The 25,971-nt window shown below is 62.7% G+C and carries 22 protein-coding genes; 13 read left to right on the top strand and 9 right to left on the bottom strand.

The window, feature by feature from the left end; genetic code table 11:
* The first annotated feature begins 89 nt into the window (after positions 1 to 89).
* Together B0G75_RS00370 and B0G75_RS00365 are read left to right on the top strand one after the other, a co-directional pair.
* On the top strand, positions 90 to 347 hold the full coding sequence (locus tag B0G75_RS00370) for a hypothetical protein (protein WP_012428738.1): 258 nt from the start codon (positions 90 to 92) through the stop codon (positions 345 to 347).
* 190 nt (positions 348 to 537) lie between these two features.
* The gene (locus B0G75_RS00365) at positions 538 to 1,137 is read left to right on the top strand and encodes a LysE family translocator (protein ID WP_106299581.1); all 600 of its coding nucleotides are present in this window, start codon (positions 538 to 540) and stop codon (positions 1,135 to 1,137) included.
* A gap of 20 nt (positions 1,138 to 1,157) precedes the next feature.
* Here B0G75_RS00365 and B0G75_RS00360 read toward each other — a convergent pair whose 3' ends face one another.
* The 7 genes from B0G75_RS00360 to B0G75_RS00330 form a co-directional block, all read right to left on the bottom strand.
* Entirely contained in the window at positions 1,158 to 2,393 is a 1,236-nt protein-coding gene (locus tag B0G75_RS00360) for a winged helix-turn-helix domain-containing protein (RefSeq protein WP_106299579.1), read from the bottom strand.
* A gap of 97 nt (positions 2,394 to 2,490) precedes the next feature.
* Positions 2,491 to 2,766: a hypothetical protein gene (locus B0G75_RS00355; protein WP_106299577.1), complete on the bottom strand. Its 276-nt coding sequence runs from the start codon at positions 2,764 to 2,766 to the stop codon at positions 2,491 to 2,493.
* A gap of 137 nt (positions 2,767 to 2,903) precedes the next feature.
* Positions 2,904 to 4,649, bottom strand: coding sequence for an FAD-dependent oxidoreductase (locus B0G75_RS00350; protein WP_106299575.1), 1,746 nt, complete (start codon positions 4,647 to 4,649; stop codon positions 2,904 to 2,906).
* A gap of 90 nt (positions 4,650 to 4,739) precedes the next feature.
* Positions 4,740 to 5,732 carry a DedA family protein/thiosulfate sulfurtransferase GlpE gene (locus B0G75_RS00345; RefSeq protein WP_012428734.1) on the bottom strand — a complete coding sequence of 331 codons (993 nt, stop codon included), beginning with the start codon at positions 5,730 to 5,732 and terminating at the stop codon, positions 4,740 to 4,742.
* Between the two features lie 340 nt (positions 5,733 to 6,072).
* On the bottom strand, positions 6,073 to 6,324 hold the full coding sequence (locus B0G75_RS00340) for a hypothetical protein (protein ID WP_007178686.1): 252 nt from the start codon (positions 6,322 to 6,324) through the stop codon (positions 6,073 to 6,075).
* A 275-nt stretch (positions 6,325 to 6,599) separates the two neighbouring features.
* Entirely contained in the window at positions 6,600 to 7,208 is a 609-nt protein-coding gene (locus B0G75_RS00335) for a DinB family protein (RefSeq protein ID WP_106301713.1), read from the bottom strand.
* A 418-nt stretch (positions 7,209 to 7,626) separates the two neighbouring features.
* Positions 7,627 to 9,327, bottom strand: a complete 1,701-nt coding sequence (locus B0G75_RS00330) for a PAS domain-containing methyl-accepting chemotaxis protein (protein ID WP_106299573.1) — start codon at positions 9,325 to 9,327, stop codon at positions 7,627 to 7,629.
* Positions 9,328 to 9,635: 308 nt separating this feature from the next.
* Between B0G75_RS00330 and B0G75_RS00325 the strand changes: the two genes are divergently transcribed.
* Positions 9,636 to 13,148: an ATP-binding protein gene (locus B0G75_RS00325; RefSeq protein ID WP_106299571.1), complete on the top strand. Its 3,513-nt coding sequence runs from the start codon at positions 9,636 to 9,638 to the stop codon at positions 13,146 to 13,148.
* Between the two features lie 22 nt (positions 13,149 to 13,170).
* On the opposite strand, the gene B0G75_RS00320 is transcribed toward B0G75_RS00325, so the two are convergent.
* Positions 13,171 to 13,572: a RidA family protein gene (locus B0G75_RS00320; protein ID WP_106299569.1), complete on the bottom strand. Its 402-nt coding sequence runs from the start codon at positions 13,570 to 13,572 to the stop codon at positions 13,171 to 13,173.
* 101 nt (positions 13,573 to 13,673) lie between these two features.
* The gene (locus tag B0G75_RS00315; protein ID WP_106299567.1) at positions 13,674 to 15,074 is read right to left on the bottom strand and encodes a GntP family permease; all 1,401 of its coding nucleotides are present in this window, start codon (positions 15,072 to 15,074) and stop codon (positions 13,674 to 13,676) included.
* A gap of 312 nt (positions 15,075 to 15,386) precedes the next feature.
* Between B0G75_RS00315 and B0G75_RS00310 the strand changes: the two genes are divergently transcribed.
* The 10 genes from B0G75_RS00310 to B0G75_RS00265 all read left to right on the top strand — a co-directional run bounded on the left by B0G75_RS00310 (position 15,387) and on the right by B0G75_RS00265 (position 25,907).
* Positions 15,387 to 16,868 (top strand): sigma-54-dependent Fis family transcriptional regulator, encoded by a 1,482-nt coding sequence (locus B0G75_RS00310; RefSeq protein WP_106299565.1) that lies wholly within the window; start codon positions 15,387 to 15,389, stop codon positions 16,866 to 16,868.
* Between the two features lie 87 nt (positions 16,869 to 16,955).
* A complete protein-coding gene (locus B0G75_RS00305) occupies positions 16,956 to 17,216 on the top strand; it encodes a hypothetical protein (RefSeq protein ID WP_106299563.1) in 261 nt (86 codons plus the stop codon).
* 516 nt (positions 17,217 to 17,732) lie between these two features.
* A complete protein-coding gene (locus tag B0G75_RS00300) occupies positions 17,733 to 17,936 on the top strand; it encodes a hypothetical protein (protein ID WP_106299561.1) in 204 nt (67 codons plus the stop codon).
* A gap of 244 nt (positions 17,937 to 18,180) precedes the next feature.
* The gene (locus B0G75_RS00295) at positions 18,181 to 19,380 is read left to right on the top strand and encodes a serine hydrolase (protein ID WP_106299559.1); all 1,200 of its coding nucleotides are present in this window, start codon (positions 18,181 to 18,183) and stop codon (positions 19,378 to 19,380) included.
* 132 nt (positions 19,381 to 19,512) lie between these two features.
* Positions 19,513 to 19,803 (top strand): H-NS family nucleoid-associated regulatory protein, encoded by a 291-nt coding sequence (locus B0G75_RS00290; protein WP_106299557.1) that lies wholly within the window; start codon positions 19,513 to 19,515, stop codon positions 19,801 to 19,803.
* A gap of 614 nt (positions 19,804 to 20,417) precedes the next feature.
* Entirely contained in the window at positions 20,418 to 20,942 is a 525-nt protein-coding gene (gene fae, locus B0G75_RS00285; protein ID WP_106301710.1) for a formaldehyde-activating enzyme, read from the top strand.
* Positions 20,943 to 21,032: 90 nt separating this feature from the next.
* The gene (locus B0G75_RS00280) at positions 21,033 to 22,070 is read left to right on the top strand and encodes an aldo/keto reductase (RefSeq protein ID WP_106299555.1); all 1,038 of its coding nucleotides are present in this window, start codon (positions 21,033 to 21,035) and stop codon (positions 22,068 to 22,070) included.
* Entirely contained in the window at positions 22,067 to 23,506 is a 1,440-nt protein-coding gene (locus B0G75_RS00275) for an NAD-dependent succinate-semialdehyde dehydrogenase (RefSeq protein WP_106299553.1), read from the top strand. Before B0G75_RS00280 ends, B0G75_RS00275 begins: the two co-directional genes overlap by 4 nt.
* A 120-nt stretch (positions 23,507 to 23,626) precedes the next feature.
* Positions 23,627 to 25,009: an MFS transporter gene (locus B0G75_RS00270; RefSeq protein WP_106299551.1), complete on the top strand. Its 1,383-nt coding sequence runs from the start codon at positions 23,627 to 23,629 to the stop codon at positions 25,007 to 25,009.
* 340 nt (positions 25,010 to 25,349) lie between these two features.
* Positions 25,350 to 25,907 carry a fimbrial protein gene (locus B0G75_RS00265; RefSeq protein WP_012428719.1) on the top strand — a complete coding sequence of 186 codons (558 nt, stop codon included), beginning with the start codon at positions 25,350 to 25,352 and terminating at the stop codon, positions 25,905 to 25,907.
* Positions 25,908 to 25,971: the final 64 nt, after the last annotated feature.

Below are 25,971 nucleotides of genomic sequence, written 5' to 3'. Positions count from 1 at the left end.
TCACGAATAGACGGCAACGCACGATCGGTATATAACAACGTGAAAGGATGACTTGTTCACCGCTGCATCAACCGGAGCGAAGTTTCATCATGACGCAAGACGTAACGCCTAAGCCACCCACGGGCGACCGGCCCGATCTGGAAAACCTCGACGCAGCGCTCAGTCACGTGGATCAGCAGGTTTCGTCGGGCAGCATTGCATCCGGCGCCGCGAAGGGCATTCTGTATAGCCTGATCGAAACGCTCGGCACGTTCGTCGGCGATCCCGATTTGCCGGAGCATGCACGTTCAGGTTACGAAGGTCTGCTGGAAGCCGCTCGCGAGCTGCGCGCGAAGCTGGATCACTAAAGGCGACAGCGCGTTGCCGGTGGGCGGCGCGGTTCACATCGGCATGCATGCCGATGTCGACTGGCCGTTGCGCCGGTTGGTGACGGCGTTACGCGGTTGCGATTCGTCATCGTAATTGGCCGCTGCATTTCGGCGCCGCCGCTGTCTATGATAAAAAGGCGCACTTTCTCTCGAACACTGCGCCTTTTTTATGTTCTCTGCGTCTGCCATCGCGCTGCTGGCCGTCGGCATTATCGTCGTGCTGATTACGCCCGGCCCCACCAATACGCTGCTTGCTGCGGCCGGCTTGCGCCAGGGCGTGCGGCGTTCGCTGCCGTTGATCGCCGCCGAACTGGGCGGCTATCTGGTCTCGATCTCGGTGTGGGGGCATTTTCTCGTCCAGGCGGCGCATGCGCTGCCGTGGTTGCCCTCGCTGTTACGCGTGGCGGCCGGCCTGTACATCGCCTATCTCGCTGTCGATATGTGGCGCGCGGCAGTCGCCTTGCCCGACTCGGCGCAGCGGGCGAGTGGCATGCGCACGTTGTTCGTGGCGACGCTGCTCAATCCGAAGGGCTTGCTGTTCGCCGGCACGATTTTTCCGGCTATCGCTTTTGCGCACCTGCCGGCCTACGCCTTCTCGATGCTGATATTCGCATGCCTGCTGGTGCCGATTGCGCTCGCATGGATCGCGTTCGGCGCGGCGCTCGGCAGCGGCAAGCTCGGCTGGCTCGATCCGGTGAAGATGCAGCGCGGCGCTTCGATCGTGCTCGGTGTGTTTTCCCTGTCGCTAGCATGGGCGGCGCTGCATTGAGTGCGACGTTGATACGGCGCTCAGGCAGCCACGCTGTCGCCCAAGGTGTCACCGACGGTTAACGCGTCGAGCCATTCCGGCGGCGCGGATGTGATTTCCAGTTGCGGCGTGCCATGCCAATCCGCGCAGCGCTGCAACGCGCGTCGCAGATCGCCGACGAGACGCGCGCTCAGACGCACGCCCGGTTCGATGTGCAGCGACTTCAGTTCGAACACGCCGTGAGTCCGGTGCGCTTTCGCATCCACGCGGCCGACCAGACGGCCGCGACTCAGCAGCGGCAAGACGAAGTAACCGTATTTGCGCTTTGGCGCGGGCGTGTAGCATTCGATCGCGTAGTCGAAGTCGAACAGCGCCGCCGCGCGCTTGCGGTCCCACACCACCGGATCGAACGGCGACAACACCGTCGTAACCGTCGAGGTGAGTTTGCCGCTCGCGGCATCGTCGAGTAGCGCGGCGAAGTCTTGATGCACGTACGTGTCCTGCTTCCACCCTTCCACGCGCACTGGAATCAGCTCGCCCTGGTCGGCGAGCGCATGCAGTTCGTCGCGATACGGGCGACGCGGCATCCGGTAGTAATCGGCGACCCAATCGGCGCGCGCGATGCCGAGTGCGCGGCAGGTGCGGCGTAACACGGCGCCGGTCACGGTGTGCGCGGGCGGCAGGTCGCGCGCGTCGTCCCAGGCCGGCAGCACGCGTTCGGTCAGATCGTAGACGCGGTGAAAATTGCGCCGCTCGGCCACCATCAATTGCCCGATCGCGAACAGCACTTCCAGATGGCGTTTCTCCGGCTTCCAGTCCCACCAGCCGTTGCCCGTGCCCGCCTCGCGGGCAAAATCCGCGGAGCGCACCGGACCCGTCGCGCGAATGTGCGCGAGCAGTTTGTCAATTTCCTTGCGATGTTTCTTGTGCCACTCGGCCGCGTATTTCCAGCCCATGCCGCTTGGATCGAGCATGCGATGGCGCAGCAGGCCGTAGTCTTCGATCGGCACGAAACAGGCTTCATGCGACCAGTATTCGAACAGCTTGCCTTCGGCGAGATGTTCGTCGAGCCATTGCGGCGGATAAGCGCCCAGCCGGCTGAACAAGACGAGATAGGGACTGCGCGCGACGACGTGGATCGTGTCGATCTGCAATTGCGCCATGCGGCGAATCGAATCGAGCACGTCGGCCTTGACGGCTTTGCGGCGCGGCGGCGTCAGCAAACCTTGCGCGGCCAGATGCAGGGTGCGGGCGGCGGAAAGCGAAAGAGTCTTCACGCGGGCGTCGATCAGTGAGTGACTGCGAAGGGGGCCGGCACGAAGCCCGGCCTGGATCAGCAGCCGCTACTGTAGCGTGAAGCGCTCGAACTTGCCTTTACCAGTCGCGTCCGTGATGCCGATCCCAGCCGCGATGACGGCCATGATCGTGATGCCAGTGACGGCCACCGCGATAGTAGTCGTCCCGGTAGCCGTAACCGTAGACCGGTTGGGGTGCGTAGATGACCGGCGGCGGCGCATAGACGGGCGGCGCTGCGTACACCGGACCAGGCGTGTTGACAAACACGCCGACGTCTACCCGTGCCGAGGCGGCAGTCGATGCGCAGGCGGCGGCAAGGCCGAAGGCGGCAAAAACGATCGCGCGTTTGAACATGCTTGTCTCCTGTCGAATGGCTGACGACAATATTACGAGACAGAAAGGCAAGCAGGTGCAACCAGTTGATGGCGTGTGTAACAGCAGGTTACCCGCCGGCGGCTGCGAGGCCGGTGGGCTTCAGACCGTCCAGAGATTCAGGCGCCCAGCGCGACCGCTTCTCCCGCCGACACCGCCAGCAATTCATGAATCTGCGCGACCACGGCGGCGCCTTCACCGACGGCCGCCGCCACGCGTTTGGTCGAGCCGGCGCGTGCGTCGCCGATCGCGTACACGCCCTCGACCGTGGTCGCGAGATCGCAGACGGAGGCGCCGTCGGCGTTCACGCCGGTGAGCACGAAGCCTTTCTCGTCGAGCTTGACGCCGCAGGTGCGCAGCCAGTCGGTATTCGGGTCCGCACCGGTGAAAAGGAACAGATGGCGGGTGTCGAAATGATCGGTGCCGTCGGGCAACGGTTTTTTCAGCGTAACCGACGACAAACCGCTGTCGTCGGAATCCAGCCGGCCGATCTCCGAATTCGGATGCACGAAGACATTCGGCAGCGAGCGGATCCGATCGATCAGATAGCGCGACATGGTGGCTTCGAAGCCGCTGCGCCGGATCAGCACGTGGACCTTGGCCGCGTGCGTCGCCAGATAGACGATCGCCTGGCCGGCCGAGTTGCCGCCGCCCACCAGCACGACTTCCTGACGCTTGCACAGCTTGGCTTCGACCGGCGACGCCCAGTAATACACGCCGCGCCCTTCGAAACGATCGAGCCCTTCGAGCGCCGGACGCCGATAGACCGCGCCGCTCGCGATCACAATCGCGCGCGCCGTGATATGTCCGCCGCACTTCAGTTCCAGCCGATGCGGCCGGTCGGCGCAATGCAGCGCCTTCACGTTGACCGGAATCGCGACGTGCGCGCCGAATTTCTGCGCCTGCACGAACGCGCGGCCTGCCAGCGCCTGGCCGGAGATGCCGGTTGGAAAACCGAGGTAGTTTTCGATCCGCGAGCTCGCGCCAGCCTGGCCGCCCGGCGCGCGGCTGTCGAGCACGATCACCGACAAGCCTTCGGAGGCCGCGTACACCGCGGTGGCGAGCCCAGCCGGTCCGGCGCCGACGATCGCGACGTCGTACACATGTGCATCGTCGAGATCGGGCAGCAAGCCCAGGCACGTGGCGAGTTCCGGCATGCTCGGATGACGCAGCACCGAGCCGTCCGGACAGATCACCAGTGGCATGTCTTCTTTCTGCGCGGCGAATTGCTCGATCAGACGCAACGCATCTTCATCGCGTTCGTCGATCACGGAATGCGGATGGCCGTTGCGCGACAGGAAGCCTTGCAGCATGACGAGCCGCGCGTCGCTGCTGTTGCCGATCAGGATCGGGCCACCCGCGCCCTTTTCGATCAGCGACACGCGCCGCAAGATCAGCGCGCGCATGATGCGCTCGCCGAGTTCCGCTTCGGCGACGATCAGCGCGCGCAGCCGCTCCGGCGGAATCAGCAGCGCTTCCACCGAACCGATCGCCATGCCGTTGACCAGCGCGGGCCGTCCCGACAGTTGACCGACTTCGGCAAGGAAATGCCCGGCGCCATGTTCGTTGATCAGCACTTCGCGTCCGATGCCGTCGCGCTGATACACCTTCACGCGTCCTTCGAGCACCACGAACATGCCGGGACCGGTGAGGCCGGTTTCGAAGAGCAGTTCACCGGACTTCCAGTGGCCGATCTCGCCGAACTTGCGCAGACGGCCGATTTCGGCACACGTGAGGGCGGGGAACATCTGATGCATGCGCGTCGAGAGCGACGAAAACGGCGCGTCCGGGACGACGTCTGGTTGTGGCACGTCTGCTTGTGGCACTTCCGGTTGCTGCACTTCAGGTTCTTGAGTCGAAAGCATTGAACCGCTCCTTCGGTGTTCATTGATGGATCGAACGAGAGGCGAAGCGGCGCGGCGCCCGAAGGCGCGAATCACGATGCGCTGCTTGCGCTACACGGCTTTCGGCGCGACGTCGTCGACCGCCACTTCGGGCGGCGGCATGTTGGGCAGCGATTCCACCGGCTTGCCCGAGTCGCGCCAGGCTTCCATGCCACCGCGCAGCGGCAGCACGTCGGAAAAGCCGGCTTCGTTCAATTGCTTGGCCATCCATGCCGCGGAAATCTCATTCGGGCAGGAACAGTAGATCACCAACTTCTGATCGCGCGGATAGGTCGCGACGATCTCGTCGAGCTGCCGCTCGTCGGCGAATTGCGAGCCCGGAATTACAAAGGGATCGAGTTTGCGCTTCTCGTTCGAACGGATGTCGAACAGCACCGGTGTATTGCCGGCCTTCACGAGCGATGCCAGTTCGTCGACTTCGATTCGCGCGGACGCGAGATTGGCCATCGCCTGACGCCGGCGTATCCAGCGATATGCGCCGTACGCCAGCAACAGAGCCGCCGCGACGAGCGCTGCCGTACGACCGAGGCGCCCGGCGAGGGCGAACAGCATGTCGATCTGCTTGGCGAACAACGCGCCGATGATGAGGCCGGTGCCGGACCACAACGCGGCGCCGATGCTGTCGTAAGTGAGGAACGTGCGGTAGCGCGTGCCCATGGCGCCCGCCATAGGGATCGAAACGATCGACAGTCCCGGCACGAACTTGGCCACGGCCAGCACGCGCACGCCCCAGCGGCCGAAAAAGCGTTCGGTCTTTTTCACGCAGGTGTCACGCGAGAGCGACAGCCGGCAAATCGTCTTCAGCGTATTGCCGCCGTACATACGGCCGGCGAAATACCACGCGCTGTCGCCGATCAGCGTGGCGAATATCGACAGGATGAGCACCGGCGCCAACTGCGTGCCCACGGATCCGGGATGCATGGCGGCCATCGCCCCGAACAGCACGAGCGACGGCATTGCCGGAACCGGCAGCCCGATCGAGGCGGCGAGCACGTTCACGAACACGAGCGCCGGCCCATATTGCTCGACGAGATCATGTAGCATCGGCTTACATCCGCGGCCCTTTCGGGCGCGGCGCAGGTAGGAAATGCAAAGGAGAATGCAAGGATTATGGACGCATTTTCAAGACGTGCAAACGCCCCGAAAAGTAGCCCTTTACTTGGGTATGGAAAGCGCTAATTCAAGTGCGCTGAGCCACCTGAAAGACGCATTAGCACCGCGACCTGAACAAACCGAAATAGGTGCGAACGTCGCGCGATATGCGGGAGCGGAAATAATGCCCGATTGACGTCCGCAGACGCCAGCTCAGCAAGCAATTAGAAAACGGTGGTGCTAAAGCGTCACGCGGCATTCGCACCAGAGATGCAATGCCGCGTGACGGATTTCATTGACGATGATTGTGCTGTTCGCCCGGCAATTCGGCGCCGTGTGCGCGAATTGCCGCAATCAGTTCGGCCGGCGTGATTTCATAGCGCACTTCGCGGTGTATGCCTGGCTTGCGCTCATCGACTTCGATCAAAAGAATGCCTTTGCCGTCTTCTGTCGATTCGAGGCGCAGCGAGCGAAGTTCGCGCGCCGTTGCGTCGTCGTATTCGGTGAGCAGGGCCATTGACCCGGAAGACCCGGTAGTGCGCATCGAAGTTGTCCTCGTTCCGTTGTTGATTGAACCATTGTACGGGCAGGATCGGGCGGCGTCTGTCGCGCCGCGGTCACGTTTGCGCCGTTCACCTGCCTGCGTGGCTTGCGCCGCCAAGCGCGTTGACTGGCGCGGCCCGCCGGGCAGCGCCTATCGTGACGTCCCGTCGTGACAACCAGTTTAACGCGACTCCAGGTCACGACGGATGCATTTTTCGTGCCCCGTGCCGGTGCGATCCTTCTCCATGAATGTCACGCAGTTGACGCGCGCTCCGGTTAGGGGAATTGAGCGGGGCGCGGCGTGGTCCGCTGCTCGCGCATCGCGTCCAGATCGCCGAGTTCGGAAACGCGCAGCGGTGCGTCGGCGGCGAGGAAAAACTCGTCGAGTTGCGGCGGGGCGGCGTCTGTGCCGCTCAGCATCGCGTGAACTTGCCCGCGATGATGAATCTGATGGACGAAAACATGCGGCAGTACGTTGCCGATCTGCTCCCGTTGCACCCCGACCGACGGTCCACGGTCGATCTGGACTTCGCGTGGCAGATCGTCGTCAGTCAGCGATTCGCAGAAGGCGAGCAGTTGTTGATCGCTCCGCGCTTGTGCATCCCACAGGTCGGCTGCGCGCGGATAGGGCAGTTCGTTATCGAAAATGGTGAGACCTGCGCCGCCGTCGATCAGCGCGTCGAAGTAGTAACGGTCCACCAGCAGGATGTGATTCAACGTGAGCTGCAACGACGGGAAGAAGCTCACCCTGTGTTCGGCGAACGCTTCGTCGGTCAATGTGAGGCAAGCGCGGTAGAGGCGCAGGTTCGACCAGGCGTTGTTGCGCGCCATGGCGGCGAGGTGCGAAGACAGCGGATTGACGCGTGGCGGGTCGGAAGGGATCACGTCGGCCTCCGGGTGGCGGGGAATCGGCATGAGAGTACGCGCTTGCGCGTCTTAGTGGCGGTGCGTGTGGCGCGAGAATGGGAGCGCTGCCTGTGTAGCGTAGCACCGCATCGCATCGCGCGAGGCAAACGTCTTGCGGCGAGTTTGCGCGGATGTGCTCCTGTATTTCCTCACAGTTCACCTGATCTGCTGCACTGGCAGCGGCACATGAGCGAAGGCGCAACCTCAACAATCCTCAACTGCGTCAACACCAGCACACCAGCGTCAGCCCCAAAAAAATAGGCCCGTCCACGGAGGGGGCGGGCCGCTAAACGCCGTTGTTACTCGGGTCAGCCTGCCCTTGCAAACAACTGGGCGCTGACGGAGCCATCGTGCTGCGTCAATACTGGACTGTCGAGGTGGGAGTAACGCCGATCTATCAGAACAATGCGGCTTCTTCCTGCTCGACATCATCGGCGATGACTGGCGCGCGGTGTCGTTTGACCTCAGGCGCAGGCATTGGCGCTGCATCCAAGGTGAACGTTTCACGCTTCGCGCCCGCAACGCGTTGCGCCGGCGCTGTGTCGGCGACGGTGAATAGCCGCACGACTTCATCCAGCACGTCCGCCTGTTCCGCCAGGCGCTGCGCAGTGGCCGCCGCCTGCTCGACGAGCGCGGCGTTCTGCTGCGTGGCGCCGTCCAGATGCGAGACCGCCTGATTGACCTGGCGAATCCCTTCGGCCTGTTCGCTGCTCGCGTTCGCCACGTCGACGATGATCGACGACACGCGGCCCACCGCCTCATCGATCACGCGCATTTGCGATGTTGTCCGCGCAACCAGTTCGGTGCCGGCCGCGACTTCGGATGCGCTTGCTTCGACCACGGACTTGATTTCCTTCGACGACGCCGCGCAGCGTTGCGCCAGCATGCGCACTTCGCCCGCGACGACGGCGAACGAACGGCCTGCTTCGCCCGCCCGCGCCGCTTCGACCGCGGCGTTCAACGCGAGGATATTGGTCTGAAACGCGATGCCGTCGATCACACCGGTGATGTCGGCGATACGCCGCGATGCCGCGGTAATACCCGCCATGGTTTGCTCGACCTGGCCGGCAATCTTGCCGCCGACCGCGGCCGCCGCCTGGGCGTCTCTCGCCAGATCGAGCGCGCGCACGGTGGCATCGGCGTTGGCTTGGACCGTCGTGGTCAGTTCTTCCATGGTCGCGGCAGTTTCTTCGAGCGACGCCGCCTGCAATTCCGTGCGTCTCGCGAGATCGACATTGCCGCTGGATATCTCGCGCGCGTTGTCCAGCATGCCCGTGATCTGGGCGCGCACGTCGTAGACGATCGCCGCGAGATTCGCCTTCAACTGATTCAGCGCCTGCAGCACGTCGCCGAGGTCGTCGTGGCGCGCGATCTGGAGATCGGCGGTGAGATCGCCGGCGGCGAGACGCGTGGCGAATCCCGACATGTCGCGGATCGGCGCGGCAAGTTGCCGCGTCAGCATCCGCCACGAGGCGATGCTGACCGCCGTGGCGACGCCGAACCCGATCCAGAACGGCGCGGGCGGCGCGCCTTGCCATGCGGCGAGGCCCGTCAGCAGCAGCGCCAGTGGCGTGATCGCGTAGCCGAGCGCCGCGCGCGTAGCGACCGGCAGACGCATCAGCGCCTGCAGACGCCCCAGCACGCCGGTGCGCACCACCACCCCGCGGCGCAACTGCACGCCGCGGGACTCGCCGCTGCGCATGCGTGCGTAGAGCGCTTCGGCGGCGCGCACCGCAGCGCGTTCCGGCTTCACGCGCACGCTCAAATAGCCGACGACCGCGCCTTTCTCGACCACCGGCGTGACATTGGCGCGCACCCAGTAGTGATCGCCGTTCTTGCGGCGGTTCTTCACGAGCGCAGTCCAGGGACGGGCATCGCGGATCGTCGCCCACATGTCGGCAAAGGCTTCGCGCGGCATGTCCGGATGACGGATCAGGTTGTGCGGCTGACCGATCAGTTCGTCGCGCGTAAAGCCCGAGACCGCGATGAAGGCCGGATTGCAGTACTGGATGCGGCCGGTGAGATCGGTCGCCGAAACAAGCATGTGTGACGACGGGAATTCGTACTCGTGCCCGGTGACAGGCTGGTTGTTGCGCATGGCTTTCCTTGCTGTTCTAGCCGGCGCGTAGGCGCGGCGCTTACATGTTTGCAAGGAATAACGGCAATTGACCCCTTCGCCTTGAGGGTTTCCCAGTAAACCACTCAGGTTTAGGCAGGCCGAAGCCGTTATTACAGGGTTGTTTGACGCGTCGTGGATGGCCGCGTGAAAGAGTGCCGGATGCGTCGCGCGATACCTTCAAAAGGACTACACTGCGCCGGTACAAGGACTGCGGACGCAGCCAGTCCCCGGTTCCGCAGCGCTCTGCCTGCGCGAATTTGCCACCCACGCGCCACACTCGCGAGCTGATGCAGAAAATCCTCGACCGTACTCAAGAGTCGTTAGCGCAGGCTTTCGCCACGCTCGCACAGAGCGCGAAGCGCCAACGGCGGCTCTACCTGGTGACGATCGGTTCGCTAATGCTGATCGTGCTGATCTTCTCGCTGGTGCTGATAGTCGTCGCCGGGCTCAAGGAGCTCGACTATCGCCGGGCCCTCGCGTCGCAGAACGCCACCGACATCTCTCTGCTCATCCACCAGGAGGAGTCGTTTCTGCGTCGCGCCGCGTTGACGCTCGATTACTACTACGGCCCATCCGGCGGGCGCAACGCGCCGGATGCCGTACAGCAAGCGATCCTGAAGACGGGCGTAGCGCTCGGCAAGACAGACGGTGCGGACGCGAATTTCGACATTGTGGTCGGTGAAGTCACGCGCCACACGTGGGGCTCGCAATTGGGCGAAAAACTCGGGCGCCTCTACGAAGCGGCGCAATCGACGCTCGTGACCCAGCAGGCTTTTGAAATCCGGCAACGCGCAACCCTGATCGGGCTGAACGAAGACTATGCAGCGATTCTGCCTTCGCTGACTCATCCGCTCGCGGGCCAATCCAGCGCGCCCGATCAGGCCGCAACGCCTGCGCCGCAACCGGCAATCGCGAGCTTGCTGCGCGAGACGCTCGAGCGCCGGATCGAGGCGCAAACCGGCAGGCGCGTGCCGCGAAAAGGCGAACGTATCTGGCTCGGACCGTATCGTGATCCGCTGCAGAATCGCCCGGTGATTTCCGTGGTGGGCGCCTACTATGACGGCGACACACCGACCGTGCTGATCAGCACGAGCTTTCCGCTGGACGAGCTCGCATTGCATCTGGCGCCACCTGACAACGAGGGCGTGAATCTGCTGATGACGGTGGACCGCCGCATTGCCGTATCGTCGATGCCGCTCGACGCATCGGTCATCAACCTGGTGCAACAGGCAGTAGCCGCAACCCCAACCCAGATCTTTCACTACGGCCGCGAAGGCGTGATTTTTCACGAGCCATTGGCGTTGGGCTTCGGCCTTCTGGTCGGCTACGTACCCTGGGGCGCGCTGGCCGCCGCACTCGGCTGGCAATTGGCGGTGATAGGTTGCCTGACGGCGCTTATCCTGATGGCAATTGCGCTGATGGCCCGCTATTTCGGGCTGCGCTTGCTGCGCAATTCGTTTACGGAGACTTCACGCGCGCTGCAAAGCGAGATGCTCAACCACATTCTGGTTAGCGCGACGCCGGTCGGTTTGTGCATTGTTCGGCAGAGCGACTATTCGGTCCTGACGACCAACGCGCTTGCGATCGAGTTGCTCGGGATCGACGCCGATGGCAACCGGCTCCCGCCGCATATCGTCGGCGAATTTCTGGCTCAGGCGCCGGATCAGCCGTCGGCCATGTCATTTGCGCGGGTGGCTGCCTTCGTCGTGCCTGCGCGGCCGGCGCAGATGCCCGCTCAGTCTTTGCATCAATCGCCAACGGAGCAGCGAAACGAGGCGCAACTCTCGCCATCACCGGATCAGGAGGGCGGCGCTTCCTCACAGTTTTTGCAATTCATTTACGCGCCCGCGCGTTACGCCGGCGAGAACGTGCTGTTCTGCGCGATTCTCGACGTGACCGCGCAGACCATGCTCGAACAGCAATTGCGGCACGCACAGCAAACGTCCGAGGCGCTGATGCGTGCGCGGACGAATTTCTTCGCCGCGATGAGCCACGAAATCCGTACGCCGTTGAACGCGCTGCTCGGCAATCTCGAGCTGTTCGCCCGCACACCCGGCCTCGAGGCGCATTCGCAACGGCTCGCAACATTGGACCTTGCCGCAGGTGCGCTGCGCCGCGTCGTCAACGACATTCTCGACTTTTCGAAGATCGACGCGGGCGAGATGTTGCTGGTCAGGGAACCATTTCTTTTGATCGACGTTTTCGAAAACATCGCACTGTCCTACGCGCCGATGCACGGCGAGCGCTCGATCCGCTTCTATGCGCTCCTGTCTCCGACGCTCGATCAAACCCTGGTTGGCGATCGTATGCGTATCTCGCAGATCGTCAACAATCTGCTGAGCAATGCGTTCAAATTTACTTCGACCGGCAAGATCACATTGCGCGCCGAAGTGACGGACGATTCGCCGGATCGAGCGATGCTGACTTTCCGCGTCTCGGATTCGGGCGCCGGCATGAATGAGGAAACGCTCGCGCGGCTTTTCAAACCGTTCGCGCAAGGCGAGTTGGGTGCTTCGCGCGGTGTCGGCGGCACCGGACTCGGCCTGGCGATCTGCGCGCGCCTGTGCGAACTGATGGGCGGTCAGATCGCCGTGGAAAGTGTCCTAAGCGTGGGCAGCGCGTTCCGCATATCGATCCCACTCGCGAAGCCGCCCATTGATTCGCGCGCACCGGCAAAGGCCCGCGAGCAACGCGGGATGGTGCTCGTCCTGTCCATGGAACGCGAAGCTGGCGAGGTCATGGAGCAGTGGCTTCACCATGCGGGCTGGGCAGGACATCTGGTGACATTGCCGGACGCGGCGCAGGCCTGGTTACGTTTGAATCGCGCAGACGCGGTGGTCGTCTCGGGCGAATACGGTCTCGACGTGATTGCCGCGCTACGTGCTTTGCAGCCGGTCGGCGTCGTCTGGATCACCCGTGCGGGCCCGCTTCAACCCGAGGCGCGCGGCGACGGCGTGCTCGAGGTGACTGAGTTCAGCCGGACTGCGGTTCAATCGGCGATCGAACTGGCGCGCGAAACCAAGTCCACGACCGAGGTGCCGAAGGCCGCGCGGGCAGAGGCCGATTCGACAGGGATCCATCCCACGCTGCGAGGGCTGCCAGTCCTCGTCGCCGAAGACAATCCCTTGATCCAGAATCTGATTGCCGAACAGCTAGTCGAATTGGGATGCGTGCCGACCATCGCGCATGACGGCAAGCACGCGCTGAAGTTATTCGAGGAAAAGCCTTTCGAGGTGGTGCTGATCGACATCCACATGCCGGAGGTGGACGGTTACCAACTGCTGGCCGCGCTGCGCAAGTTGCAAGCGACTGTCCGGGTGCTCGCCTTCAGCGCCGTCGCCGAACATGAGGAAGCGCACAATTGGCGCGAGCGCGGTTTTAGCGGCTATGTCGCCAAGCCGGCGTCGTTGAGCGAGTTGCAAACGGCCTTGCTGGAGGCGGCGCCGCAGAGCGTAGCGCCTGCCGAGGAGATGTCGTTTGCTGCCGCCGCAGGAAGCGCGCTCAGCGCGGACGACAGGGCGCGCTACACGGCGATGCTCAAGGAGCACTTGCAAAAAGATCTGCCGAGACTGCTTGCGATCGTCGAAGAGGAAGACGTGCAGGCGTTGGCCGGCTGGGCGCATAGCGCGAGCGGCGCGTTCGTCGTCGTGCAGGAACCGCGGTTCGTCGAACAATGCCGACGGTTGCAACGGCTATGCAACGACAGCGAACGCTGGACCACCGAGATGGACGAACTGTCGATCTCGCTGCACGAAGCCTTATCCGATCACTACGGACTCGACGAGCAGTCGGCGCATTGATACGCCATGCGGCTTTGCGAGGTCAGCCAGGCCGTTTGGCGATGAAATCGATCTCGACCAGCGCGTCGCGCGCCAGTGCGGTGACGCCGATGCAGGTTCGCGCGGGCAGCGCGTCGGCGGGAAAGTACGCGCGGTAGATCTCGTTCATCGGCGCGTAATCGCGCTTGAACTCGGTCAGGAAGATGCGTGTCGCCACCACGTTTTGCAGACCGAGGCCCAGCCCTTGAAGCACCAGCACGAGATTGTCCATCACGCGCTTGGTCTGGGCGACCACGCCTTCCGGAAGCGGCGCGGTGTCGTCGGTCGGGGAGGTCGGCATCTGGCCGGTCAGGAAGACCCAGCCGTCGGTCTCGGCAGCATGCGAGAACGGGCCGACCGGCGTGGGTGCTGTGGGAATCATCCAGAAAGAAGGAACTGAACTCATGGCGGGTGTGCAGGGCAAGGTCGGTTGTCGGGATGACAAGGTAACCGATCAAAACTCAGGATGCCGGCGCGTTGCCGGCATCCTGCCCAACACCCGCTCACTCAGACCAGACCAGTCGCGTAATAGACCGCGATTACAAAGAACACCGCCATCGTCTTGATGACCGTGACCGCGAAGATGTCGCGATACGACTGCCGATGCGTCAAGCCCGTGACGGCCAGCAACGTGATCACCGCGCCGTTGTGCGGCAGCGTGTCCATGCCGCCGCTCGCCATGGCGACGACCCGGTGCAACACTTCCATCGGAATATGCGCCGCTTCCGCGCCCTTGATGAACGTGTCCGACATGGCCGCGAGCGCGATGCTCATGCCGCCCGACGCCGAACCGGTGATGCCCGCCAGCGAACTCACCGAAACGGCCGCATTGACGAGCGGATTGGGAATGCTCTTTAACGCGTTGCTGACCACCAGAAAGCCCGGCAACGCGGCAATCACACCACCAAAACCGTATTCCGACGCCGTGTTCAACGAAGCCAGCAGCGCGCCCGCCACCGCAGCCTTGGTGCCGATCGCGAAGCGCTCGCGCACGCGGTTGAACGCCGTCACGACAACCATGATGATGCCGAGGAGCAGCGCGCCTTCCACGGCCCAGATGGCGACCACGGCCTTGATCGTCGTCGTGACCGGTGCGTGAACGCCCGGCAGAATTTCCGGCGCAACGGTGTACGACGCGCCGTACCAGTTCGGAATCCAGCGGGTCAGCAGGAAGTTCGCGACGCCGACCAGAACCAGCGGCGCAACCGCCAGCAACGGGTGCGGCAGTTGCTTGGATTCCACGCGATCCGGCTCGTTGACGAGCTCCGTGCCGTAACCTTCGCCGGTCGCCATCGCCGAACGGCGGCGCCATTCCAGATAAGTCAGGCCGACCACGATGATGAACAGCGAGCCGATCACGCCGAGTGCGGGCGCAGCCCACGACGTCGTCTTGAAGAACGTGGTCGGGATGATGTTCTGGATCTGCGGCGTACCCGGCAGTGAATCCATCGTGAACGAGAACGCACCGAGTGCGATCGCGCCGGGCATCAGGCGCTTCGGAATATTGCTCTGGCGGTACAGCTCGGCGGCAAACGGATAGACCGCGAACACCACCACGAACAGCGAGACGCCGCCGTAGGTGAGCAGCGCGCACACGGCAACGATCACCGCATTGGCGCGCGAGCGGCCGATATAGCGGATCGCAGCGGCCACGATCGATTCCGAGAAGCCCGACAGTTCGATGACCTTACCGAACACGGCGCCCAGCAGGAACACCGGGAAATAGAGCTTCACGAAGCCGACCATTTTCTCCATGAAGATACCGGTGAAAACCGGCGCGACGGCGGCCGGGTCGGTCAGCAGAACGGCGCCGAGCGCGGCGATCGGCGCGAACAGGATGACGCTGTAGCCGCGATAAGCGGCAAACATCAGAAACGCCAGCGCGGCGAGGACGATGACAAAGGACATTGAGTCTCCAAAGCTTGGTTGTTCTACATGGTCGCCGTCTCGAAGATGCGGCGGCACGGCGCCCGCGAATGCAGGTTCCGTGCCACATACGCGGCAACGGCCAGCCGCCTGATTTCGCGGACCGAAGTTCAAAACGTGACCGGGCCGATTGTACCCAAACGTCTCTAAAACGGGACGCAAATTGGCTCAAGTTAGGCCAAACCAAGGTTAAACCCTTATGCCACAGGCTTGCTGGCGATCTCCTCGATGAGATAAGCTTGTCTACGAAACGAGACAAAGCATAATAAAACGATAGCCGGAGACAGCGACAGCATGATGAACGACTGGGCAGGCCTTCCTGCCACCTACGGCGACGTACTGCGCCGGGCGATGGATTCGCTCTTCCGCACATTCGAAAATTTCAGCGAAGGCACCTTTATCGTCGATGCCGACGCGCGCGTGGTCTGGATCAACAAGCGCTATGCGGCGCGCTTCGGTTTTGCGGACCCGGAGCAGGCCATCGGCCGCGATTGCGAAGCGGTGATCCCGAACAGCCTGATGCGCGAGGTCGTCAACACCGGCAAACCGATCCTGCTCGATATTCTGGAAACGGATCGCGAACCGCTCGTCGTCACGCGTTTGCCGCTGAAAGACGATGCGGGCGCCACGGTCGGCGCGGTTGGTTTCGCGCTGTTCGACGAACTGAAGGCGCTGACGCCGCTTTTTTCCCATTACTCACGCGTACAGGAAGAGTTGATCGCCACGCGCCGCTCGCTCGCCCAGGCGCGGCGCGCCAAATATACGTTCGGCAGTTTCGTCGGCACGAGCGCGGCCAGCCTCGAGGTGAAGCGTCAGGCGCGCCGCGCCGCGCAACTCGAATCGCCGGTGCTGCTGCTCGGCGAAACCGGCACCGGCAAGGAACTGCTCGCGCATGCCATTCACGGCGGCTCTGCGCGCGCGAATCAGCCGCTCGTGACGGTCAACGTCGCGGCGATTCCGGATACCTTGCTCGAAGTCGAATTCTTCGGCGCCGCGCCCGGCGCCTATACCGGAGCGGACCGCAAAGGGCGCGTCGGCAAGTTCGAGCTCGCGAACGGCGGCACACTGTTTCTTGACGAAATCGGCGATATGCCGCTGCCCTTGCAGGGCAAGCTGCTGCGCGTGTTGCAGGACAAGGAGTTCGAACCGCTCGGCTCGAACCGGATCGTGCGCGCCGATGTCCGGATCATCGCGGCGACGTCGGCCGATTTGCCCGCGCTGGTCGCGGCCGGGCGCTTTCGCGCGGACCTGTTCTACCGGTTGAACGTGCTGACGATCCATGCACCGCCGTTGCGCGAGCGAACCTCCGATATCGAGGCGCTCGCTTACGCCATGCTCGAGGATCTGTCGACGCAGGCGCGCGGTGCCAGTCACTTCGAATTGCAGGACGACGCGCTGCGGCTGCTGTGTTCATACAGCTGGCCGGGCAATGTACGCGAATTGCGCAACACGCTGGAGCGTGCCGTGATGCTGTCCGACAGCGAGCGGATCGATGCGCGGGCGCTGGCGCCGTTTATCGGCTCGGCGCCCGGCGGCGGTGCGCATCGTCCGAATGCGTCGTTGCCCGAGGCGCCTTCGACGACGCAACCGGCAAACGCGCAGGCTACTCCGCCTGAATCGGCCAAGTGGAGTGAGGCGATGGCGGCCTTCGAAAAGCGATTCCTCAGCGATGCTTTGCGCGCCAATGGCGGTCGGGTGATCGACACGGCAAACCAGATCGGCATGGGCCGCGCGACACTCTATAAGAAGATCGCGGCACACCGCATCGACGTGTGACAACGCTCCGCCACGGCGATTGACGCAGCGTAATTGACGCGTGGCACAATCGCGTGATCGAAAAACAAGACGTGAGCGGGGTTTCAAATGAAACGCAGTCTCTCCTTCTACGCGCGCCGGGCCTGCGCCAAGCTGGCGGTCGGCGCCATGGTCGCGCTGAGCGGTTGCAGCAGCAGCGCGCCGCTGTTTTTGCCGGACGGCCGCGCGACGACGCTGGTGCAATGCCCCGCCGGTTCCGACTCCTGTTCGCAGCAGGCCAGCGCAAGTTGCGGCGGCACGTTCGATGTCGTGCGTCAGTCCACTGAAAACGGCGCGCTCAACCTGATTTACGCCTGCCGCGCTAAATAATGGCTCCCCGGCGCAAGGCCGGCGCGACCAGCGCCTTGAACAATCTGCTTTGAGCCCGCCGGCACGCCGACGAACGCAGGCGTTTCGATCGTCGCACCGATTTCATTCGTGCGCGCCAAACGGGTTTGCGCAACGTTTCGAGGTCGTCGCGATAAGCGTATAGCCGTCATAAAGACCTGCGTCTAATGCGGGTTTTCTCCGTGGCTTTGATGCTTAATGGGTATTAATATCGCGCTTCGTATTATTTTCCTTTCCGCCGGGCGCAATTAAAAAACGCCCGCATTCGTGTCGTTTAGCCAAGTCGGTGCGGCACCTAACGGAACGCGAAGTTGAGCCGCGGTATTCTCTTGCCATTGCTCAAGATTCAAGCAGCAGGCAGGTTTTGCCGGTTTGGTCGCTTATGCGGAAAGCGCTAGGAAGGATTTTCCGTTAAGGCAAAAACCGGAGTTATTGCGGCACGCTTTATGCTTCGATTTACGCATTGAAAATAGTTCAACGAGTAATCCGGGGAAAGCAATGAATCATCATCAACTCGAAAAAGATATTGAACATCTTGAACACGTAATCACGCATCTCTCAGTGGAGGACCGCATCCCGCTGTCCTACTGGCGAAATCGGATCGACTCCGTTTCCGGCGCTGCGCTGGTGCCGGCACAGGCGAACCGCGTCAAGCGGCTCAATGCCGCGCTCGCGGCTTTGGAGCAACGCCAGAAAGCCTGAACGCCCAGTGCAGTGGATGGCTGCGACGTACCCTTCGATCGGGCAACGTTTTCTGCAAAAATAAGGGAACGTAACGGCCACGCACGCGGTCCGGCGCAGCACGATGTCTCGACAGGATGACAAGCCTCCTCGTTCGTTGCGCACGCGCCGGCGCCGCTTTACGCTCAGCCCGGCCGACCGCTGACCGAAGACGCGCGTCAGAGCGCGCAGGCCGCCATCCCCACTCCACTGACTCAGGACAAACATGCAACCAGCAGGACTTTCCGCGTCTCGGCTGACGGCGCTGACCAACGCCATGCGAGGTTATGTGGAACGCGGTGAAGTGGCGGGCGTGGTGTCGATGGTGTGGCGGCGCGGTGAGATTGGCTATTTCGAGCCGCTCGGCTGGCGCGACGACGCGGCGCAGTTGCCGATGGAGCGCGACACGCTGTTCCGCATTGCTTCCATGACCAAGCCGGTGACCAGCGCCGCGATCCTGCTGCTGATCGAAGAAGATCGGCTCGCCCTCGACACGCCGATTTCACTCTGGTTGCCGGAATTGTCCGCGCCGCGTGTGCTGCGCGACCCCGCTGGCCCGCTCGACGAAACCGACCCGGCCAGGGCGTCGCTCACCGTGCTGGATCTGCTGACGCACCGCGCCGGCTTCGCCTACCACTTCACCGCGACCGGGCCGCTTGCCGAGGCGTACGCTGCGGCTTTCAACGGATTCGAAGCGCGCATGGACGGCAACGCCTGGCTTGCCCGTATCGCAAGTTTGCCGCTCATGTTCCAGCCCGGTTCACGCTGGCACTACGGCGTTGCGACCGATGTGCTCGGCGTGCTGATCGAGCGCGTGAGCGGCATGCCGCTCGGCGAGTTTTTCCGGACGCGGATCTTCGAGCCGCTCGGCATGCGCGATACGGCGTTCTGGGTGCCTGACGCGCAACTCGGCCGGTTGGCCACCGCTTATGCTATCGAACAGGGCTCGGGGCGGCGTATTGTCGAAGACCATCCGTCGTCGAGCCGATGGGCCGATCCGGACCGCTTCCAGAGCGGCGGCGGCGGGCTGGTTTCGACGGCGCACGACTATCTGCAATTCGCGCAACTGCTACTCGGCCGCGGGCGGGTCGGCACGACGCGTTTGTTGTCGCATCGCTCGGTCGATCTGATGCGCTCCAATTTTCTGACGCGCGACCAACGCCGCGTGTCCGCCTTCGGTCATGCGCTGTGGGCGGGCCAAGGGTTCGGCCTCGGCTTGTCCATAGTCGACGATCCGGCGCAGCAGCTGCCGCTCGGCTATCGCTCGATGGGCTCGTTCGGCTGGCCGGGTGCGTATGGCACGAGCTGGTTCGGCGATCCTGTGGAAGACCTGATCGGCCTGATGCTGATTCAAAGGCGCTCCGTCGAACCGTTTTCAATGGCAGTGGACTTCGAACGCCGCGTGTACGATGCAATTGACGATTGAGCGACCGGCCGCCACCGGCCGGCGTCTTTTAAGCGCGTTATCCGCTCGCGGAGTCGGGCTTCTCTATCCGGTAATTTATTCGTCTGATAGTGTCCGCACTTCAGTTCTCGTCAAATGATCGGAGCACCCGTCATGGCCTCGTACAAGCAGTTGACTGCCCAGCTCGAAAAACTCCACAAGGAAGTCGCGGCGGCGCGCGAGAAGGAAGTTGCGCAGGCGATCGCCGACATCAAGCAGAAAGTAGCCGAATACGACCTGACGCCTGAGGAACTGGGTTTCACGAGCAAGGGCACCGTCGCTCGCAAGACGCCTTCGGTCGCGAAGTATCGCAACCCGAAGACCGGCGAGACCTGGAGCGGCCGTGGCCGCTCGCCTGCGTGGCTCGTAGGCAAGAATCGCGAACGCTTCCTGATCGAAGTTTGAAGTGCTTCAGCGCACGACGTGTCCGCTTGTCGTGGGCCCGCTTGTCTAAAGTGATGTCGCGTGCGGTTTTTCTCGCACCTTTCTCACACGATAGAGTAAGTCCCGAAAACACTCACCTTTCGCGTGAACCTGGCATGTGAACCGCAGGCTCGAATGTGCAATCCGCGAGGGGCTGGGTTGCTTCGGTGAGCCTGGTTTTTCCGAGTCACGCACCTTGCGGCACGCTTGCCACCGCAGGCCGCCGTGACTGACCCATTTGCTCCGAAACCCGCGCCAAGCCTTGCTGGTGGGCGTTCCCAGGCTGTGCGAAGAATCGTTGCAGCGATCGCTTGCGTGTCTTTCAATCGCCTCTAGCGCGTACGACTCTGTGCAAAGCTTTGCAGCGCAGGTGCGCTATCGTTCGTCGAGACGCTCACCTTTCGCAGCGATTCCGCAGTGTTGCCGACGTAGTCCCGAAAACCCTCACCTTTGCGCGCGTCATATGCGCGGGCCACCGTGCTCGGGGCTAACCCGGAGTTGAGTTCCTCTCATACCCCGCATCAAAACTCATCGATACATGGTCGCGGATGCCGAACCTCACAATCGGCCATCCACTCAACCTCGACGGAAAGACCATGAGCGCATCGACGAACAAACAACTCTTTATCGGCGAAGGATTCGAAGGCCCCGGCGTCAATCTCGCGCACATCAACGTGCTGGTCGGCCCGCGCAACGGCCCGGCAGGCCAGGCATTCGCCACCGCATTGGCGACGCCTTCGGCCGGTCACGCGCCGTTCGTCGTGATCGCGCGTCCTGGTGTGCCGACCAAGCCGCTCACGCTGTACGTGAACAAGGCGCAGATCGGCAGCGACTTCCATGGCAACGCGACGTGGGGTGCCTCGCAAGCCGGTATCGCGAAGGCGGTGGCCGAGTCGCTGGAGAACGGCACGCTGCCGCCCGAAGCGGAGAACGACTGGGTGGTGGTGTCGGCGAACTGGGTTAACCCGTCGACCGACGATCTCGACGCCGTCTTCGAGAACAACTACCGCGCGTGCAAGAACGCAATCGTCGCGGCGATGAAGGGCTTGCCGCATCGCGACGAAGTCTTCGCCGCCGCGCGCGACGTATCGAACCCGTTCTACACACCGAAACAACGTTAATGGCACGCAGCGCGGTTCGGTCGTGCGTTCTCAGGAATGCGCAACTAACCGTCTGCGCCGCCGAATGCGATCTGGAAGGAGACACGCACTATGGAATACATTCGCCTCGGCCAATCCGGTCTGAAGGTTTCGCGTCTGTGCCTCGGCACGATGAACATGGGCACGCCGCAATGGAAGCCGTGGATCTTCGACGAGGCGCAAAGCGAGCCGATCGTTCGTCATGCGCTCGAAGCGGGCGTCAATTTTATCGACCTCGCCGATTTCTATTCGACCGGCGTGGGCGAAGAAGTGGTGGGACGCATACTGAAGCGTCTCACGCGTCGCGAGGAAATGGTCGTGGCCACCAAAGTCGGCTATGACATGGGCGCGTATCAGAACGCCGGCGGCCATTCGCGCAAGCACATCATGGACGGCATCGACGGCTCGCTCACGCGCCTCGGTATGGATTACGTCGATATCTACATGCTGCATTTCTTCGACGTGAATACGCCAGTCGAAGAAACGATGGGTGCGCTCAACGATATCGTGCGCGCCGGCAAAGCGCGCTATATCGGCGTGTCGACCATGTACACGTGGCAGTTCGCCAAGATCATGCAGGTCTGCGAGCGCAACGGCTGGCACAAGCCGATCAACATGCAATTGCAATTGAACCTGGCGTACCGCGAGGAAGAACGCGAAATGATTCCGTATTGCCAGGACCAGGGCGTCGGCTTGTCCGTATTCAGTCCGCTGGCGCGCGGGCTGTTGACGTGCGACCCGCATTCGACGCGCAATCAGACCGACTTCTTCACCGCGCAGATGTATGGCGATGTGGCGTCGCGTGAAATTGCCGCGTCGGTGGCACGCGTGGCCGCGCGGCGTGGCGTTTCCGCTGCGCAGATCGCGCAAGCGTGGGTGCTGAACCACGGCGGTGTCGCGAGCATGCTGGTCGGTGCGGATACGCCGGCGCAGTTCGACAGCGCGCTCGCCGCGCTCGGCACGACGCTCTCAGCCGATGAACTGTTCGAGCTCGAGCGCAACTACACGCCGTGCGATCTGATCAACGACTACACCGCAGGCAAACGCATAGCGCGCGAGCCGCGCCTTGCGCAGGGCATGTTCGTCGAAACACTGGAGAAGGCCGCATGAACGAAATTCTCCGCACCGGCCATTACATTGGCGGCGAGTGGTACGAAGGCGCCGACACGTATGCCGTTTTGAATCCCGCGACCGGTGAGGTCGTCGCGCACGTGGCCAAAGGCGGCGCGGCGGAAACGGCGCAGGCTATCGCGGCGGCCGGGCGCGCGTTTCCCGCATGGCGTGCGCTGACTGCGAAAGAACGCAGCGCCCGCGTCAAACGGTGGGGCGAATTGATGCTGGAGAATCGCGACGCGCTCGCCGAACTGCTGACGCTCGAGCAAGGCAAGCCGCTTGCCGAAGCGCGCGGCGAAGTGGGCTATGCAGCGAGCTTCTTCGAATGGTTCGCGGAAGAGGCGAAGCGGGCATACGGCGACGTCATCCCGAGCCCGAATCCGAACGCGAAGATTATCGTGACGCGCGAACCGGTCGGCGTGGTCGCGGCGATCACACCGTGGAATTTCCCGCTTGCCATGATCACGCGCAAAGCCGGTCCGGCGCTCGCAGCCGGTTGCACGATGGTGCTGAAGCCATCGGAAGAAACCCCGTTGTCCGCGTTTGCTTTGGCGGTACTGGCCGGGAAAGCGGGCATTCCGCCCGGCGTGTTCAACATCGTTTCCGGCGATGCCGTGGCGATCGGCGGCGCGCTCACGGAATCAGACGTGGTGCGCAAACTCTCGTTCACCGGTTCGACGCGCGTCGGCAAACTGCTGGCGAAGCAGTCGGCGGACACGCTGAAGAAGCTGTCGCTCGAACTCGGCGGCAACGCGCCTTTCATCGTCTTCGACGACGCGGACCTCGATGCCGCCGTGCAAGGCGCGATGGCTTCGAAATTCCGCAATACCGGGCAGACGTGTGTGTGCGTCAACCGCTTCTACGTGCAGGACGGCATCTACGATGCGTTCACGTCCGCACTAACGCAAGCGGTGCGTAAGATGCGCGTCGGCAACGCGTTGCAAGGCGAAGTCGAACAAGGTCCATTGATCAACCAGGCCGCGCTGAAGAAGGTCGAAACCCACGTGACCGACGCGTTGCAAAAAGGCGCGAAGATCTTGACCGGCGGCGAGCCGCACGCGCTCGGCGGCACTTTTTACGAGCCGACTGTTCTGGCCGACGCCAACAGTTCGATGCTGATCGCCGGGGAAGAAACCTTCGGACCAGTCGCCGCGTGTTTCCGCTTCAAGACCGAAGCGGAAGCGATCGAAGCCGCCAATGACACCCCGTTCGGCTTATCGGCGTATTTCTACACGCGCGATCTGGCGCGCGCGTGGCGAGTCGGCGAAGCGCTGGAAAGCGGCATGGTCGGCATCAACGAAGGGATCGTGTCCACGGAAGTCGCGCCGTTCGGCGGCGTCAAGCAGTCGGGACTCGGCCGCGAAGGCTCGAAGTACGGGCTCGATGAATACACCGAACTGAAGTACATGATGATGGGCGGCCTCGGACGCTGATCTTCACACCGCGCATCGGCCATACGTCATGCACAACGTGGCGCATGGGCGGATGACGCAATCGGGCGCACGGCGACATGGCGACCGCGCCCGGCGATCCATACTAACGAAGGAGACAGCGTGAGCAATCAGGATATGCAGGTGGCCGCTCTCGGCCTCGCCCCCACTTTGCCGGCGGCAGCGGCATCCGCGCACGGCCCCATTCCTCTCGACGACGTTCCGCTGAACGCCTTTCACGTGAAGATCGCCGGGCTGACGTTCGGCGCGCACTTCACAGAAGGTTTCGCGCTCGGCACGATCGGCTATGCGCTCGCGTCGCTGAATCGCCAGATGCCGCTCGACGCTTTCTGGATGGGCATGATCGGCAGTTCCGCGTTGATGGGCATTTTTATCGGCAGCCTGGTTTTCGGCTGGTTGTCGGATCGCATGGGACGCCAGAAGATTTTCCTGCTGAGTTTTATCATCATCACCGCGGCTGCGTTCGCGCAGTTCTATGTGCGTTCACCCCTCGAGTTGTGTTTGCTGCGGGTGTTGATCGGCTTCGGCATGGGCGGCGATTTCGCCGTGGGCCATGCGATTCTCGCGGAGTTCTCGCCGCGCAAACATCGCGGCACGTTGCTTGGCTCGTTCAGTGTGGTGTGGACGATCGGCTACGTGGTGGCGAATGTGCTCGGCATGCATTACGCCGATGCCTCGCCGGATGCGTGGCGCTGGCTGCTGGCGTCGGCGGGTGTGCCGGCGTTGATCGTTCTCGTGCTGCGCATGGGTACGCCGGAGTCGCCGCGCTGGCTGCATGGCAAAGGCCGCACGGCGGAGGCGAAATCGATCGTGCTGAAGCACTTCGGCGCGAACGTCACACTGGACGGCGGCCACGACGAGCACGCGCAATCGGCGGGCGGCTTCATGCGTCTGTTCAAGGCGGATCTGATTCGCCGCACGATTTTCAATTGCGCGTTCTTCGTGTGTCTCGTCATTCCGTACTTCGCCGTTTATACGTTTCTGCCGACCATTCTGAAAGCGATTCACTTGAACAATGATTCGAGCGCGGACTTTCTGTTGAACGGATTTCTCGTGCTCGGCGCGTTGATCGGCATCTGGCTGACGATCAAACTTCCGCGGCGCACGTTTCTGATCGGCTCGTTCGCGGTGACGTGCGTATCACTGATCGCGTTGAGTGTGCTGCCGGAGTCGGCGACGCTCGGCTTGATCGTCGCGTTCGGGATTTTCACGCTGACCATGTCGGCGTTCTCGAATCTTGTCGGCGTGTTTCCGCCGGAGTGTTTTCCAACCGAGGTGCGCGCGTGTGGTGTTGGACTCGCGATCGCATGCAGCCGGCTTGGATCGGCCGTCGGCACGTTTCTGTTGCCGCTCGGCATCGTGCATTTAGGCTTCCATATCACCATGATGGTGCTCGCTGCGGTGCTGCTGATCGGGATGCTGGTGTCGATCGCGTGGGCGCCGGAAACGAAGCATCTGACTTTGAACGAAGCTAGCGGCGCGTAACGCAGGATCAATCCGACGCTGTAAAGAACCCGCCGCATCGTGACGATGCGGCGGGTTTTGTCGTTTGATGTGGCTGTTCGCCGCGTCTGCCAACCATTCGCAACGTCCCTCCATTACGTGGACCAAGCTTATGCGCTTTGGGTCTAAAGGGGGCGATTTGTCCTAGGTACTTTTTTACTAGGAAACCTTACGATCCCACCATTCTGAATGTAGCAATGTGTCTAAGCGAATGTTCTTATTTGTATGGCTTGCAACATCAGAGTTTTGAGACGGTCAGCGGTCTTTAAATCAGTTCCGGCCGCTGTCGAATCACTCTTTTCGATACTGAGGAATGGCAGCAATGAAATCAAAGTTATCCGCAATCGTGATCGCCACCAGCAGTATGTTGGGCCTCGCGTCGTTCGGCACTTATGCGGCGGACGGCACGATCAGTTTCACCGGCTCTGTGACCGACAGCACGTGCTCGATCAACGGCGCGGCGAGTGGCACTCCGGCCGACCTGGCTGTCACACTGGCGCCGGTTTCGATCACCGCGCTTTCGGCGACCGGCGAGGTGGCGGGTACGTCGAGCCCTGCCGATCTGCAATTGAAACTGACGGGCTGCGGCACCGTCAGCAAGGCAATTGCGAGCTTCGAGAACGGCCCGAATGTCGATCAGTCGAGCGGCAATCTGGTGAACGTCGGCGGTACCGCGCAGAACGTTCAGGTTCAACTCCTGAACTCGCAGATGAAGCCGATCAACATCTTGACGAGCCAGAACAACACGTTGGATACGGACGGCGCCGTCATGACCGCTGGCGCCGGTACCTTGCAGTACTACGCACAGTACTTCGCGACGAATGCGGCAGTAGCGGGGACGGTCAACGCTTCGGTTCAATACACGCTGCAATATCAGTAAGCAGAAGGTTTGAGGCGCTCGCAATGCGAGCGCCTTTTTTTGTGCTCTTCATTTGCGATAGGAG

Origin of the sequence: Paraburkholderia sp. BL18I3N2 (assembly GCF_003001875.1) — a bacterium.
In the GTDB taxonomy this organism is placed as follows: domain Bacteria; phylum Pseudomonadota; class Gammaproteobacteria; order Burkholderiales; family Burkholderiaceae; genus Paraburkholderia; species Paraburkholderia phytofirmans.
Note: the sequence above shows the minus strand (reverse complement) of the source record. Positions and strands in the feature narration are given on the sequence as shown.

Excerpts from the sequence above, each read along its gene's own strand:
- B0G75_RS00345 (WP_012428734.1), bottom strand. The coding sequence starts at position 5,732 with ATGCTACATGATCTCGTCGAGCAATATGGGCCGGCGCTCGTGTTCGTG.
- B0G75_RS00365 (WP_106299581.1), top strand. The coding sequence starts at position 538 with ATGTTCTCTGCGTCTGCCATCGCGCTGCTGGCCGTCGGCATTATCGTC.
- B0G75_RS00330 (WP_106299573.1), bottom strand. The coding sequence starts at position 9,327 with ATGCGCAACAACCAGCCTGTCACCGGGCACGAGTACGAATTCCCGTCG.
- fae (WP_106301710.1), top strand. The coding sequence starts at position 20,418 with ATGAGCGCATCGACGAACAAACAACTCTTTATCGGCGAAGGATTCGAA.
- B0G75_RS00315 (WP_106299567.1), bottom strand. The coding sequence starts at position 15,074 with ATGTCCTTTGTCATCGTCCTCGCCGCGCTGGCGTTTCTGATGTTTGCC.
- B0G75_RS00265 (WP_012428719.1), top strand. The coding sequence starts at position 25,350 with ATGAAATCAAAGTTATCCGCAATCGTGATCGCCACCAGCAGTATGTTG.
- B0G75_RS00340 (WP_007178686.1), bottom strand. The coding sequence starts at position 6,324 with ATGCGCACTACCGGGTCTTCCGGGTCAATGGCCCTGCTCACCGAATAC.
- B0G75_RS00300 (WP_106299561.1), top strand. The coding sequence starts at position 17,733 with ATGAATCATCATCAACTCGAAAAAGATATTGAACATCTTGAACACGTA.
- B0G75_RS00305 (WP_106299563.1), top strand. The coding sequence starts at position 16,956 with ATGAAACGCAGTCTCTCCTTCTACGCGCGCCGGGCCTGCGCCAAGCTG.
- B0G75_RS00290 (WP_106299557.1), top strand. The coding sequence starts at position 19,513 with ATGGCCTCGTACAAGCAGTTGACTGCCCAGCTCGAAAAACTCCACAAG.
- B0G75_RS00280 (WP_106299555.1), top strand. The coding sequence starts at position 21,033 with ATGGAATACATTCGCCTCGGCCAATCCGGTCTGAAGGTTTCGCGTCTG.
- B0G75_RS00310 (WP_106299565.1), top strand. The coding sequence starts at position 15,387 with ATGATGAACGACTGGGCAGGCCTTCCTGCCACCTACGGCGACGTACTG.
- B0G75_RS00350 (WP_106299575.1), bottom strand. The coding sequence starts at position 4,649 with ATGCTTTCGACTCAAGAACCTGAAGTGCAGCAACCGGAAGTGCCACAA.
- B0G75_RS00275 (WP_106299553.1), top strand. The coding sequence starts at position 22,067 with ATGAACGAAATTCTCCGCACCGGCCATTACATTGGCGGCGAGTGGTAC.
- B0G75_RS00370 (WP_012428738.1), top strand. The coding sequence starts at position 90 with ATGACGCAAGACGTAACGCCTAAGCCACCCACGGGCGACCGGCCCGAT.
- B0G75_RS00295 (WP_106299559.1), top strand. The coding sequence starts at position 18,181 with ATGCAACCAGCAGGACTTTCCGCGTCTCGGCTGACGGCGCTGACCAAC.
- B0G75_RS00325 (WP_106299571.1), top strand. The coding sequence starts at position 9,636 with ATGCAGAAAATCCTCGACCGTACTCAAGAGTCGTTAGCGCAGGCTTTC.
- B0G75_RS00320 (WP_106299569.1), bottom strand. The coding sequence starts at position 13,572 with ATGAGTTCAGTTCCTTCTTTCTGGATGATTCCCACAGCACCCACGCCG.
- B0G75_RS00355 (WP_106299577.1), bottom strand. The coding sequence starts at position 2,766 with ATGTTCAAACGCGCGATCGTTTTTGCCGCCTTCGGCCTTGCCGCCGCC.